13 protein-coding genes are annotated in these 12,288 nt (G+C 53.9%); 7 read left to right on the forward strand and 6 right to left on the reverse strand.

The annotated features are described in order from the left end of the window. Nucleotides 1–105: 105 nt before the first annotated feature. Nucleotides 106–1,551 carry a metalloprotease TldD gene (gene tldD / locus K6L24_RS02055; protein ID WP_062744508.1) on the forward strand — a complete coding sequence of 482 codons (1,446 nt, stop codon included), beginning with the start codon at nucleotides 106–108 and terminating at the stop codon, nucleotides 1,549–1,551. A gap of 83 nt (nucleotides 1,552–1,634) precedes the next feature. On the opposite strand, the gene aaeR is transcribed toward tldD, so the two are convergent. Then, nucleotides 1,635–2,549, reverse strand: a complete 915-nt coding sequence (gene aaeR / locus K6L24_RS02060; RefSeq protein ID WP_062744507.1) for an HTH-type transcriptional activator AaeR — start codon at nucleotides 2,547–2,549, stop codon at nucleotides 1,635–1,637. 280 nt (nucleotides 2,550–2,829) lie between these two features. On the opposite strand from aaeR, the gene aaeX reads away from it, so the two are divergent. The 5 genes from aaeX to K6L24_RS02085 all read left to right on the forward strand — a co-directional run bounded on the left by aaeX (nucleotide 2,830) and on the right by K6L24_RS02085 (nucleotide 7,843). Then, nucleotides 2,830–3,033: a p-hydroxybenzoic acid efflux pump operon protein AaeX gene (aaeX, locus tag K6L24_RS02065; RefSeq protein WP_062744506.1), complete on the forward strand. Its 204-nt coding sequence runs from the start codon at nucleotides 2,830–2,832 to the stop codon at nucleotides 3,031–3,033. A gap of 7 nt (nucleotides 3,034–3,040) precedes the next feature. Further along, nucleotides 3,041–3,973 carry a p-hydroxybenzoic acid efflux pump subunit AaeA gene (gene aaeA, locus K6L24_RS02070; protein ID WP_062744505.1) on the forward strand — a complete coding sequence of 311 codons (933 nt, stop codon included), beginning with the start codon at nucleotides 3,041–3,043 and terminating at the stop codon, nucleotides 3,971–3,973. A gap of 13 nt (nucleotides 3,974–3,986) precedes the next feature. After that, nucleotides 3,987–5,945 (forward strand): p-hydroxybenzoic acid efflux pump subunit AaeB, encoded by a 1,959-nt coding sequence (gene aaeB / locus K6L24_RS02075; RefSeq protein ID WP_222681895.1) that lies wholly within the window; start codon nucleotides 3,987–3,989, stop codon nucleotides 5,943–5,945. Nucleotides 5,946–6,081: 136 nt separating this feature from the next. Next, nucleotides 6,082–7,536 (forward strand): NAD-dependent succinate-semialdehyde dehydrogenase, encoded by a 1,455-nt coding sequence (locus tag K6L24_RS02080; RefSeq protein WP_062744503.1) that lies wholly within the window; start codon nucleotides 6,082–6,084, stop codon nucleotides 7,534–7,536. 37 nt (nucleotides 7,537–7,573) lie between these two features. Continuing rightward, complete coding sequence (locus K6L24_RS02085) at nucleotides 7,574–7,843, forward strand: barstar family protein (protein ID WP_062744502.1); 270 nt, start codon at nucleotides 7,574–7,576, stop codon at nucleotides 7,841–7,843. Between the two features lie 82 nt (nucleotides 7,844–7,925). Here K6L24_RS02085 and yhcN (K6L24_RS02090) read toward each other — a convergent pair whose 3' ends face one another. The 4 genes from yhcN (K6L24_RS02090) to argR all read right to left on the reverse strand — a co-directional run bounded on the left by yhcN (K6L24_RS02090) (nucleotide 7,926) and on the right by argR (nucleotide 9,833). Next, complete coding sequence (yhcN, locus tag K6L24_RS02090) at nucleotides 7,926–8,189, reverse strand: peroxide/acid stress response protein YhcN (protein WP_062744501.1); 264 nt, start codon at nucleotides 8,187–8,189, stop codon at nucleotides 7,926–7,928. Nucleotides 8,190–8,280: 91 nt separating this feature from the next. Then, nucleotides 8,281–8,550: a peroxide/acid stress response protein YhcN gene (gene yhcN, locus K6L24_RS02095; protein ID WP_222681896.1), complete on the reverse strand. Its 270-nt coding sequence runs from the start codon at nucleotides 8,548–8,550 to the stop codon at nucleotides 8,281–8,283. A 122-nt stretch (nucleotides 8,551–8,672) separates the two neighbouring features. After that, a complete protein-coding gene (gene yhcN / locus K6L24_RS02100; RefSeq protein WP_062744499.1) occupies nucleotides 8,673–8,936 on the reverse strand; it encodes a peroxide/acid stress response protein YhcN in 264 nt (87 codons plus the stop codon). A gap of 426 nt (nucleotides 8,937–9,362) precedes the next feature. Further along, a complete protein-coding gene (argR, locus tag K6L24_RS02105) occupies nucleotides 9,363–9,833 on the reverse strand; it encodes a transcriptional regulator ArgR (RefSeq protein ID WP_062744498.1) in 471 nt (156 codons plus the stop codon). Between the two features lie 316 nt (nucleotides 9,834–10,149). Here argR and mdh point away from each other — a divergent pair, with 316 nt between their 5' ends. Further along, nucleotides 10,150–11,085 (forward strand): malate dehydrogenase, encoded by a 936-nt coding sequence (gene mdh / locus K6L24_RS02110; RefSeq protein WP_137269581.1) that lies wholly within the window; start codon nucleotides 10,150–10,152, stop codon nucleotides 11,083–11,085. 72 nt (nucleotides 11,086–11,157) lie between these two features. Here the strand turns inward: mdh and degS are convergent, their stop codons facing one another. After that, nucleotides 11,158–12,225 (reverse strand): outer membrane-stress sensor serine endopeptidase DegS, encoded by a 1,068-nt coding sequence (gene degS / locus K6L24_RS02115; protein ID WP_174522421.1) that lies wholly within the window; start codon nucleotides 12,223–12,225, stop codon nucleotides 11,158–11,160. Nucleotides 12,226–12,288: the final 63 nt, after the last annotated feature.

A 12,288-nucleotide genomic window follows, 5' to 3' on the forward strand; every position in this document is an offset into this window, starting at 1 on the left:
CTTACCTCTGTAAGCGCCGGGAAAAGCGCTGGCTGCTACCGCCCTGCACCCTGAAATCTATCGGGTATGATTGATTGTGAAAGTACCCACACAGAGCGAGAATTCATGAGTCTGAATCTGGTAAGTGAGCAGTTACTAACTGCTAACAACATTAGTCAAAGCGACCTTTTTTCTATCCTCGGCCAGCTTTCCGAGCGCAAGCTGGACTATGCCGATCTCTATTTTCAGTCCAGCTACCATGAATCCTGGGTGCTGGAAGACCGCATTATTAAAGATGGCTCCTACAATATCGATCAGGGCGTAGGCGTACGTGCCGTCAGCGGCGAAAAGACCGGCTTTGCCTATGCTGACCAGATCACGCTTAATGCACTGCATCAGAGCGCGACGGCCGCGCGCAGCATCGTGCGTGAGCAGGGCAACGGCCAGTCGCGGACGCTGGGAGCGGTCATGAACCGGGCATTGTATCCGGCTCTCGATCCACTACAGAGTCTGACACGGGAAGAAAAAATCGCGCTGCTGCACCGCGTAGACAGTGCGGCTCGTGCCGCCGACAAACGCGTGCAGGAAGTGTCTGCCAGTCTGACGGGCGTGTATGAGCTGATCCTCGTGGCCGCAACCGATGGCACCCTGGCCACCGATGTGCGTCCGCTGGTGCGTCTTTCGGTCAGTGTCCAGGTGGAAGATAACGGTAAGCGTGAGCGGGGATCCAGCGGCGGCGGCGGACGCTTTGGCTACGAATTCTTCCTGGCCAACGAAGACGGAGAAGTCCGTGCCGATGCCTGGGCGCGTGAAGCCGTGCGCATGGCGCTGGTCAATCTGAATGCGGTCGCCGCGCCAGCGGGGACGATTCCGGTCGTGCTGGGTGCAGGCTGGCCGGGTGTACTGTTACACGAAGCGGTCGGCCACGGGCTGGAAGGCGATTTTAATCGCCGGGGAACGTCGGTCTTTAGCGGTCAGATGGGCCAGCTGGTGGCTTCCGAGCTGTGTACCGTGGTGGATGATGGCACCCTTGATGGCCTGCGCGGCTCGCTGGCCGTGGATGATGAAGGCGTACCGGGTCAGTACAATGTGCTGATTGAGAACGGGATCCTGAAAGGTTATATGCAGGATAAGCTCAATGCCCGCCTGATGGGAGTGGCCCCGACCGGTAACGGTCGCCGTGAGTCTTACGCGCATCTGCCGATGCCACGCATGACCAACACCTATATGCTGGCAGGGAAGTCCACCCCGCAGGATATTATTGCAAGCGTCGAGTACGGTCTGTATGCGCCAAACTTCGGCGGCGGACAGGTGGATATCACCTCCGGTAAGTTTGTTTTCTCCACCTCAGAGGCGTACCTGATTGAAAACGGCAAGGTGACGAAGCCGGTGAAAGGGGCAACGCTGATCGGATCCGGCATCGAGGCGATGCAGCAGATATCGATGGTGGGTAACGATCTGGCGCTGGATAAAGGCGTCGGGGTCTGCGGCAAAGAGGGGCAGAGCCTGCCTGTTGGCGTCGGTCAGCCAACCCTGAAGCTGGATAAACTGACCGTAGGCGGCACCGCTTAAAAGCCGGTCGACCGGAAAAAAGGCCCGCCCCAGCCACTGAATTCAGTGCAGCGGGCGCCCTTCTTTTCGGTCACCCCGGCAGGTTATTTCCGGAACTCCTGGTAAATTTCCGCCACCTTATCGAAATAGTCGGTCAGATAGTTAATACAGACCTGAACTTTCAGCGGTAACTTATCTTTTTGCGTGTAAACCGCATAGACCGGGCGCGGCACCGACTGATAATGCGCAAACAGGATCTCCACCTGGCCTGCGTTAATCTCATCAATAATCCACATCAGCGGCACATAGGCGATACCAGTGCCGGATTTCAGCCAGCGGATCAGCGTCTGCGAATCATTAGTGGCAAAACGCCCCTGTGGGGAAAGACGGATTGAGGTGCCTTCCGGCGAGGTCAATTCAAAATCATTATCAGGGCGCACGCTGTACTGCAGCCATGAATAGTTACTGATATCCGAGGGCTTTTCCGGGGTGCCAAACTGTGCCAGATAATTTTTTGCGGCACAGACCACCATGGGCATGGAGCCTAAGCGTTTTGAAAACAGGCTGGAGTCCTGTAGCGCACCGACGCGGATCACCAAATCGAGTCCGTCTGCAATCAGGTCGGGGGCCGGTATGCCGGTCACCAGATTGACTGTCAGTCCGGGGTACTCTTTCAGCATCTCTTCGGTCATCGGAGCCAGCAGGTTTTGTGACATCGTCGACGAGCTGCCGATGCGTAGCGTACCGATGGGCGTATTGTTAAAGGCCCACAGCTGCTCATGCACCTGTTGCGCTTCGGACATCATGCGCCGGCAGCCCTGAAAGTAGATCTTACCCGCCTCGGTCAACCCCAGGCTGCGCGTACTGCGGTTAAGGAGTTTCACCTGCAGCTCATTTTCCAGCCGGGCCACAATCTGGCTCACTGCCGATACGCTTAACTGCATATGCTGTGCCGCCGCGGTAAAGGAACCCAGTTCAACGACTTTGGCGAAAACGGTCATGCCTTTCAGTCTTTCCATTATTAACCCTGGCTTAAAAGTGATTTAGATCACATTTGGTAGAAAACTTATAGTCAGGCACGTTACTATAGCATCGTCGGGTTATCGATCTCACACCCCATTCCCTTTAGATGCTGGCTCACTGAACAGGCTATTATTCACTGAGCTTCGGTACTGATGCGTCTCTTCAGTCGACATGTCGATGAAACATCATACACCTGCATACCTGCCCGCGAGGTTAACGGGAGAGGTGTGAGCGGTAGAAGCGGATAGCCTGGTCAAGTATTCATAAGGATAAGAGATGAGTGTGCTACCCGTTGTTGTGGTGTTCGGGATGTCATTTCCCCCCATTTTTTTTGAAATTATTGTGTCACTGATGGTGTTCTGGCTGGTGCGACGTCTTATTACCCCAACCGGAATCTACGATCTGGTCTGGCACCCGGCACTGTTTAATACCGCATTGTACTGCTGCCTGTTTTATCTGGTATCCCGATTGTTCGTCTGAGGTCATAGTGAAAGCTCTAACAAGAAAAATTTCCCGTTTCGCCATAACCCTGCTGCTGGTAATCATCGCCATTGTCCTGATTTTCCGCGTGTGGGTGTTTTACACCGAATCCCCCTGGACTCGTGATGCCAAATTTACGGCGGATGTGGTGGCGATTGCCCCTGATGTCAGCGGCCTGATTACCGATGTCCGCGTCCATGACAATCAGCTGGTGCAGAAAGACCAGGTGCTGTTCACCATCGACCAGCCGCGCTATCAGAAAGCACTGGAAGAAGCAGAAGCCGACGTGGCCTATTATCAGGCTGTACTGGGTGAAAAGCGCCGTGAAGCCTCGCGCCGAAATAAGCTGGGCGTCTCTGCCATGTCGCGTGAGGCGATTGACCAGGCCAATAATGATTATCAGACCACGGAACATCAGCTGGCGAAATCGGTGGCCACACGTGACCTGGCGAAACTGGATTTGGAACGTACGGTGGTCAAAGCCCCCTCAGCCGGTTGGATAACCAACCTGAATGTCTACACCGGTGAGTTTATTACCCGTGGGTCGACTTCCGTGGCGCTGGTTAAACAACATTCATTTTATGTCCTGGCCTATCTTGAAGAGACGAAACTGGATGGCATTCGTCCGGGCTACCGGGTCGAGATTACCCCACTGGGCAGCAATCACGTGCTGCACGGATCGGTCGACAGTGTGGCCGCGGGTGTGACCAACAGCAGCAGCACCGTTGACAGTAAAGGGATGGCCACTATCGACTCTAATTTGGAGTGGGTGCGTCTGGCGCAGCGCGTGCCGGTGCGTATTCATCTTGACCAGCAGCCGGGCAACCTTTATCCGTCGGGCACCACCGCTACCGTTGTGGTCACCGGTGCTCAGGATCGCCAGGATAAAGACCGTTCACCGCTGATGCAGCTGATGCATCGTCTGCGTGAGTTTGGCTGAGGCGGGGCTGGATATGCAGTGGTATCGTCTGCGCTTTCCCATCAAACTGACCTTTGCCATTCTGCTGGCGCTGATCGTCGGGTTTGAATTCAATCTGGAAACCCCCCGCTGGGCGGTGATGACCGCCGCCATCGTGGCCGGGGGGACTGCTTTTGCGGCCGGGGGCGATCCCTTCTCCGGTGCGCTGCGTCACCGCGGCATGCTCCGTATCATCGGTACCTTTATAGGCTGTATTGCTGCTGTGACGATCATGGTGGCTACCATTCGCGCGCCGGTAGTGATGCTGCTGCTCTGCTGCATCTGGGCGGGCGTTTGCGTATGGATCTCCTCTCTGATGAAAGTGGAGAACTCCTATGCCCTTGGGCTGGCAGGTTATACGGCCCTGATTATCGTGGTCAGCGTCGACGCTAATGGCTCGCTGCTGCTGGCCCCACAGTTTGCCGTTGAGCGCTGCAGTGAAATTATCATCGGCATCGTTTGCGCCATTCTGGCCGATATGCTGTTTTCACCGCGATCCATTAAGCAGGATATTGACCGGGAAATTGACGCCCTGCTGGTGGAACAGTACCGTCTGATGCAGCTCTGTGTGGCTCATGCCGATAAGGACGAGGTCGATAAATGCTGGGCAGGGCTGGTGCGTCGTACCACCGCCCTGAACGGCATGCGTAATCACCTGATGATGGAGGCCGGACGCTGGCAGAAAACTGACCGGCGTCTGCGGGTGATGAACACTCTGTCGCTGACGCTGATTACCCAGGCGTGCGAGACCTTTCTGATCCAGAACACCCGCCAGGAGTATGTTCCCAGCCAGTTCCATCTGTTTTTCGAAAAACCGGTAGAAACTATTGCTGATATTCATCAGCGGATGAAGGTGATGCGTCGGGTGATCGCCGCCAGCGGCAGCAAGAATACGCCGGGGACGATCCGCTCCTGGGTAGGTGCGGCCAGCCGCTATCTGCTTCTGCTCAAAGGTGTGCATACCAACAGCAGCATCAGCCGTATGGAAGAAGAGATACTGAACGCAGAGCCGGTGGTAAAAATGCGCTCGGCGGAAAGCCGTCATGCTCTGGTGAACGGGCTGCGCACCTTCGTGGCCATCGCGGTGGGCTCTCTGTTCTGGCTTTGGACGGGCTGGACCTCTGGCAGCGGGGCGATGGTGATGCTGGCTGTTATCACCTCTCTGGCGATGCGTACACCGAATCCGCTGATGGTGGCGAAGGATTTCCTGTACGGCATGATTGTCGCCATCCCGCTGGGGTCTCTCTATTACATGGTGGTGATGCCAGGCACGCAGCAAAGTATGCTGCTGCTCTGCATTGCGCTGGGGGTGATGGCGTTCATTTGCGGTATTCTCATTCAGCGACGTCAGATTGGGACGCTGGGTGCGCTGGTCGGAACCATTAATATTCTGACCCTGGACAATCCGATGAAATTCGAAGTCAGCCTGTTTCTTGACAGCGCACTCGGACAGGCCATTGGATGCTTTGTGGCGCTGCTGGTGATCCTGCTGATACGCGATACGTCAAAAGCCCGCGTCGGCAGGACGCTGCTGAATCGTCTGATGTATGCGGCGGTGTCTGCGTTAACGACCAACACGGCACGACGTAAAGAAAACCATCTGCCCGCGCTCTATCAGCAGCTCTTTATGTTGCTCAATATTTTTCCCAGCGATATTGATAAGTACCGGCTGGCCCTGACGCTGATTATCGCCCATCAGCGCATGCGCGATGCCGATGTACCGGTCAATGCCGATTTGTCTGCCTTTCATAAACAGATGCGCCATACTGCTGACCGGGTTATTTCGTCGACGAGTGAGGGGAAAAAACGCCATTACTTCGATCGTTTGCTGGCCGAGTTTGAGATTTACCAGCAAAAGCTGGTGCAGTATGAGGCACCTGTCGGTGTCACCGAGCCGGTGGCCCGTCTGGCTGCGGTGCTAAAAAAATATCAGAATACGCTGATCCGGATCTGATGATGCCGCTGGCAGCGCCTGCTGCCAGCATTTTTGCCGTGACATTCCTGCCGCTCATGCCATTACGTCATAAAACGACCGCCGTTTGCCATCTATACTTATTTTCAGGCAAATAACCCCTATCAGGAGATGAGTCATGGCCCTCTCAACGCTTAAGGATAACGAACTGTTTCAGACAGGCTTTCTGGTCGGCGGCGTCTGGCAGCAGGCGGCCAGCACCTTTGATGTCTTTAACCCGGCGACGGGTGACGTGATTGCCCGGGTGGCAAAAGCGGGTAAAACAGAAACTGAGCAGGCCATCGCGGCGGCGGCGGCGGCTTTCCCCGCCTGGCGTGCAAAAACGGCCAAAGAGCGTGCAGAGATTTTGCAGCGCTGGTATCAACTGATGATTGAGCATAAAGCCTGGCTGGGACAACTGATGACCGCCGAACAGGGTAAGCCCCTTAAAGAGGCGGAAGGTGAGGTGGAGTACGCCGCCAGCTTTATTCAGTGGTTTGCTGAACAGGCGAAGCGTGCCAATGGTGAAATTATCCCCCCGGCTAAGGCCGGTAGCCGGATTTTTGCCACCCGTGAACCCGTCGGCGTCGTTGCAGCGATTACCCCGTGGAATTTCCCGATGGCTATGCTGACCCGTAAGCTTGGTCCGGCACTGGCGGCGGGCTGTACCGGTATTATCAAGCCCGCAAATAACACGCCACTGTCTGCCTTTGCCCTGCTCGCTCTGGCGAAAAAAGCGGGAGTTCCTGACGGCGTGCTGAACGCAGTGGCGGGGGATACGCAGGCGATCAGCGATGCGATTATGGCCAGCCCGGTCGTTCGCAAGATCTCCTTCACCGGATCGACGGAAGTCGGCAAGCTCCTGATGAGAAAGGCGGCAGACACGCTGAAGAAAGTGTCCATGGAGTTGGGCGGTAATGCCCCTTATATCGTTTTTGATGATGCGGATATTGATGCGGCCGTTAAAGGGGCAATTGCTAACAAGTTCCGCAATGCCGGGCAGGTGTGCGTCAGCGTCAATCGCTTCTTTATTCACAACAGCGTATATGACCGTTTTGTCAGCCAGCTCGCCGCTGAAGTGGATAAGCTGAAAGTGGGCAACGGCATGGAAGAAGGGGTGATCGTCGGGCCACTGATTGAGGCTTCTGCGCTGGAAAAAGTCGAAGAGCACGTCAATGATGCTGTAGCAAAAGGCGGCAGGGTGGTGACGGGCGGTGCGCGACATGCGCTGGGTGGGAATTTCTGGCAGCCTACCGTGATAGCCGAAGCCAGTGAAAGCATGAAGCTGGCGCAGGAAGAGACTTTCGGACCGGTGGCCGCCTGTTTCCGTTTCGATGAAGAAGATGAGGTGATCCGCCGGGCTAATGACACCGAGTTCGGTCTGGCGGCCTACTTTTACACCCAGGATTTGCAGCGGGTATTCCGCGTGTCTGCCGCGCTGGAAAGCGGTATGGTAGGGATCAATGAGTGCGCAGTCTCTACTGAGCTGGCCCCGTTTGGCGGCGTCAAAGAGTCGGGTCTGGGACGTGAAGGATCGGTGCTGGGACTGGACGAATTTATGGAAGTCAAAGCCCTGCATCTTGGCGGGCTTTAGCCCTGGGAATGGCAAGGTGTTCTGCGGAGCAGCCAGTATGAGAAAAGAGCGTTTTGATTTTAACGAAATCGTCGATCAGGCCCATTTCTACCGTCAGTTCAGCGAACGATTCGGGCTGGCAGTAGGGGAGATAGCCGACCTGGACAGCCTCTGGGATGCCATTATTCAGCCACGGATACCTTTGCCGCTGGAAATAGAGTTTATCCATCTCGGAAGCGGTCAGAAGCGGCGTTACGGTGCATTGATTCTGTTGTTTGATGAAGCTGAGGAGGAGCTTGATGGTCAGCTGCACTTTAATGTCAGATAACCGGAAATAAAAAGGGCCCCGGCGAACGGGGCCAAAAGGTTCGTCCGGCCTGTCCTTTAAGGGGCAGGCTGTCGACGAGGAATTACTTATAAAGCTCGGCGGTGGCGTGCCAGCTGTCCTGATTACGCGCTTCAATAATGCGATAAGCGCGAGCGCCTTCGCTATCAGCCTTCGCTGACAGCTGTTGACGGATATCCGATGGCGTCCCCGCCACGCCGCTTAACGTAATTGTCCCCGCAGATTGCAAATTTTCAGCCTGCTGGCTGTTCACCAGCTGTGCAGCAGATGCGCCAGCACTGATGACGGAAAGCAGACCCAATGCAGCGATGGTTGTTTTCATTTTCATATTAATCTCCTCATTGTGACCTACAACCTGCGGATGCAATATCATGACCGCAGTCATGTCACGCCGGGCGCACCGGGCACCCGATACGGTGTTATTTATACAGTTGTGCAGTGGCGTGATAGTTATCGCCGTTACGCGCTTCGATGATGCGATAAGAGGTTGCACCCTGACGATCGGCTTTTTCAGAAAGCTGATGGCGGATATCCATTGGCGTTCCGGCAATACCGCTGACGCTCACGGTACCTGCAGCCTGCAGGTTCTGGCTGGCAACCTCCTGGTCAGTCACCAGATTTGCGGCAGCTGCACCAAATGAAAGAATAGAAGCAAGACCTAACGCGGCAATAGTAAAAGTGGTTTTCATGATTAAAACTCCAGAATGAAGGTTTCGCGGCAACCGAAAGGGCTAAAAAGCGTTTGTTATACTTGGGGTTACCGTATTTAAATAATTAATTAACTAATATGCAGGCAGGGAAACTGTCGTGCTTATTTGTAAAGCAAAGCAGTGGCGTGCCAGTTACCGTTCTCGTAGTTTTCGATAACGCGGTAAGCGCTTGCCCCTTTCTCTTCTGCTTTAGTATTCAGTGCTTCACGCACGTCCATCGGTGAACCAGCAATGCCACTGACGCTGACCACACCCATTGATTGCAGGTTTTTTGCCTGATCGGCGCTAACCGATTCAGCGGCAAAAGCCCCAAATGACAGTGCAGACAACACGCTAAAAGCGGCAATAGTCGTTTTAATGTTCATAGTATTTTCCTCGTCAGCTGTTTTTATCTTTTTGAATACTGTGATTTGCATCACGAAAACAAGTATAGATCTAATAACGTAAAAAATTAATAGCACGCTAATAATGTTTTGATGGGATTCTTCCTACCACTTTCAGTTTTTAATAACCACGCGTTATAAAAAACGCTTATACTTTAACCATCAGCTGTTAAATTGCTGTGAAAACATTAACCTGCGTGAAGTTAGCGATCTGTGCTTTTATTAGGGGCCGATCATAGCGATGAAATAAATCCTGAAGGTCTTAGTAGCAGGCTGTAGGCAGAAAAGGCAGTGGAATGTGTCGTTATGCAGGGATTTAGCAGGGGATCAAAAAAGGCCGGTGAGACACGGCCTTTGGCTGGAAGAGGGGGTAGCAAGTGTAGCCAGCAGGTTAACGTCTGGTGCGGCTTATAACTCTTGTTCAAACAGAACCAGCACCGCATCGTGCAGCTGCTTCACCGTAAAGGCGCGTGCGGGCGTAATAAAGATGGTGTCATCTCCGGCAATGGTGCCAAGGATGCCTTCCGCTTTACCCAGGGAGTCGAGCAGACGGGCAATCAGCTGAGCGGCTCCCGGGCTGGTGTGGATAACCACCACCGCCTCATTATGGTCGATATCCAGTACCAGATTTTTGAGAGGGCTGGTCGTGGTCGGAACGCCCATTTCCGCCGGCAGGCAATAAACCATCTCCATTTTGGCATTGCGGGTGCGAACCGCACCGAACTTTGTCAGCATTCGGGAGACCTTCGACTGATTAATATTCTCGAAGCCGTCTTCCTGAAGTGCGCTGACAATCTCGCCCTGTGAGCTGAATTTTTCTTCCTTGAGTAAGGCCTTGAAAGCCTTAATCAGTTCTTCTTGCTTAGATGGGTTACGCATAGGTTACCGATAAAAGGGAGTGATTAAAGGATCCCCGCAGCGGGATATGACATTATTATGCATTTAAATGAATTTTTATGCAAATAAGAAATGATTCAGTAGGCCATCTCTGCCGACGGGAAGGTAGTTTAACAAACTTTGGCGTTGAAAAGAATTTGCTGAAGCCGTGCTGAAATACGCACGATGTGAACAGTTTGTTATAATGATGAGGTTGTCCGCATCAGCGCTAAAGGTGTAATGTAACGCCGCATCACAATGCAAATGTAGATGGATTTCCCGGCAAATGTAATGTTCAAAATATAATAAGGAGTTTAGGATGAAAGTTGCAGTCCTCGGTGCAGCAGGTGGTATTGGTCAGGCTCTGGCCCTCCTGCTTAAAACTCAGCTTCCGGCTGGCTCAGAACTCTCTCTGTACGACATCGCCCCAGTGACCCCAGGTGTAGCGGTTGATTTAAGCCATATCCCTACCTCCGTCAGTATTGAAGGCTTCAGCGGTGAAGATGCAACCCCCGCGCTAAAAGGTGCTGACGTGGTACTGATTTCTGCCGGTGTGGCCCGTAAACCCGGTATGGATCGTTCAGATCTTTTCAACGTTAATGCCGGTATCGTGCGTAATCTGATTGAGCAGGTGGCTTCGACCAGCCCGAAAGCGCTGATCGGCATCATTACCAATCCGGTAAACACGACCGTTGCTATCGCTGCTGAAGTGCTGAAAAAAGCGGGCGTTTACGATAAAAATAAACTGTTTGGCGTGACCACGCTGGACATTATCCGCGCTAATACTTTTGTTGCCGCGCTCAAAGGCAAGCAACCTCAGGATCTGAATGTTCCGGTCGTCGGTGGGCACTCTGGCGTCACTATCCTGCCACTGCTGTCACAGATCCCCGGCGTAACATTTAGCGAACAGGAAGCGGCAGATCTGACTAAACGTATTCAGAACGCGGGTACCGAAGTCGTGGAAGCGAAAGCGGGTGGCGGTTCTGCAACGCTTTCCATGGGGCAGGCTGCTGCGGTGTTTGGTTTGTCCCTGGTCCGTGCCCTGAAGGGTGAAAGCAATGTTGTGGTCTGTGCTTATGTTGAAGGGGATGGCGAATACGCGCGTTTCTTCTCACAGCCGGTGCTGTTGGGTAAAAATGGCATTGAAGAACGCCGGCCAATTGGCCAGTTAAGTGCGTTTGAAAAACAGTCTCTGGACGGTATGCTCAATACGCTGAAGAGTGATATTACGCTCGGCGAAGACTTCGTTAAGTAATCGTCTTATACCGGGGCAGCAGGCTGACGCTGGGCTGCCGCCCCTGATATCAGGGTTTAAGAGGAAGGATCGTTACTGGCTCTGACCCGGATTCTCATCAGGATATTCCTGCACCGTAACAGGTAAGGTCAGTTTTTTATCCTCACGGCTGATTTCCACGTTAATCACGGTCCCCGGACGAATTTCCGCTACCTGGTCCATGGTTTCCATCGGAGAAATAGCCGGGACGTTATTCACTCGCGTAATCACATCGTTCACGCGGATACCGGCTGCATCGGCAGGTCCGCCCGCTTTCACTATCGTCACCACAATTCCCTGGCCCTGTGGGTGCTCCATACTGGAATTTTGACCGCTAAACCGTCGGAACTCCTGGCCGGTAATGCCAATGTAACCTCGGATCACACGCCCGTCGCGGATCAGTTTTTCCATCACCTTGGTGGCCAGTTTGGTCGGTATGGCAAAGCCCAGCCCTTCCGGTGTTTCACCGTTGCTACTTTTATCAAAGGACAGGGTGTTGATACCCATCAGCTCACCCAGCGAGTTGATCAGCGCCCCGCCTGAGTTACCCCGGTTAATCGAAGCATCTGTCTGCAGGAAATCCTGATGTCGGGAAGGGCTCAGGCCGACGCGACCCGTGGCACCAATGATACCCTGCGTCACTGTCTGGCCGATGTTATACGGGTTACCAATTGCCATCACCAAATCGCCAACATGCGCGATGCGCTGCGGGTTGATGGGGATCACGGGAAGATTAGTGGCATTGATTTTCAACACCGCTAAATCGGTCAGGGAGTCCGATCCGACCAGCATAGCTTCGAAGTAGCGGCCATCCTGCAGGTTGACAATAATCTGGCTGGCATCGTTAATCACATGTTTATTGGTCAGGATATAGCCGCGGGGATCCATGATGACGCCGGAACCCAGCACATCACTCGCTCCGCTGGCGCTGCGGTTGTAGACATAGACCACGGCAGGCGCTGCGCGTCGCACGCCTGTGTTGTAGCTGACGGGCTCTTCGCTGGTACTGTCATTTGAATGTGACAGCAGGTCGCTACCCAGCCGGAGGCCAGGTACGGCAACGAGAAGCAGCGCAGCCACAATCAGGCCAAGGATCACTGAACGCAAAATTTTAAGAAACATGGTCTTAGGCGGTGAATGAATGGACGAAGGGCAGGATAGCATGAGTTACGCAGACACAGTAGC

It is taken from the genome of Erwinia persicina (assembly GCF_019844095.1).
GTDB lineage: Bacteria > Pseudomonadota > Gammaproteobacteria > Enterobacterales > Enterobacteriaceae > Erwinia > Erwinia persicina.

What these genes read in the sequence shown, in the direction of transcription:
- argR (WP_062744498.1), bottom strand. Translation starts at nt 9,833, where the DNA reads ATGCGTAACCCATCTAAGCAAGAAGAACTGATTAAGGCTTTCAAGGCC.
- yhcN (WP_222681896.1), bottom strand. Translation starts at nt 8,550, where the DNA reads ATGAAAACCACTTTTACTATTGCCGCGTTAGGTCTTGCTTCTATTCTT.
- yhcN (WP_062744501.1), bottom strand. Translation starts at nt 8,189, where the DNA reads ATGAAAATGAAAACAACCATCGCTGCATTGGGTCTGCTTTCCGTCATC.
- aaeX (WP_062744506.1), top strand. Translation starts at nt 2,830, where the DNA reads ATGAGTGTGCTACCCGTTGTTGTGGTGTTCGGGATGTCATTTCCCCCC.
- yhcN (WP_062744499.1), bottom strand. Translation starts at nt 8,936, where the DNA reads ATGAACATTAAAACGACTATTGCCGCTTTTAGCGTGTTGTCTGCACTG.
- tldD (WP_062744508.1), top strand. Translation starts at nt 106, where the DNA reads ATGAGTCTGAATCTGGTAAGTGAGCAGTTACTAACTGCTAACAACATT.
- mdh (WP_137269581.1), top strand. Translation starts at nt 10,150, where the DNA reads ATGAAAGTTGCAGTCCTCGGTGCAGCAGGTGGTATTGGTCAGGCTCTG.
- K6L24_RS02085 (WP_062744502.1), top strand. Translation starts at nt 7,574, where the DNA reads ATGAGAAAAGAGCGTTTTGATTTTAACGAAATCGTCGATCAGGCCCAT.
- aaeR (WP_062744507.1), bottom strand. Translation starts at nt 2,549, where the DNA reads ATGGAAAGACTGAAAGGCATGACCGTTTTCGCCAAAGTCGTTGAACTG.
- degS (WP_174522421.1), bottom strand. Translation starts at nt 12,225, where the DNA reads ATGTTTCTTAAAATTTTGCGTTCAGTGATCCTTGGCCTGATTGTGGCT.
- K6L24_RS02080 (WP_062744503.1), top strand. Translation starts at nt 6,082, where the DNA reads ATGGCCCTCTCAACGCTTAAGGATAACGAACTGTTTCAGACAGGCTTT.
- aaeB (WP_222681895.1), top strand. Translation starts at nt 3,987, where the DNA reads ATGCAGTGGTATCGTCTGCGCTTTCCCATCAAACTGACCTTTGCCATT.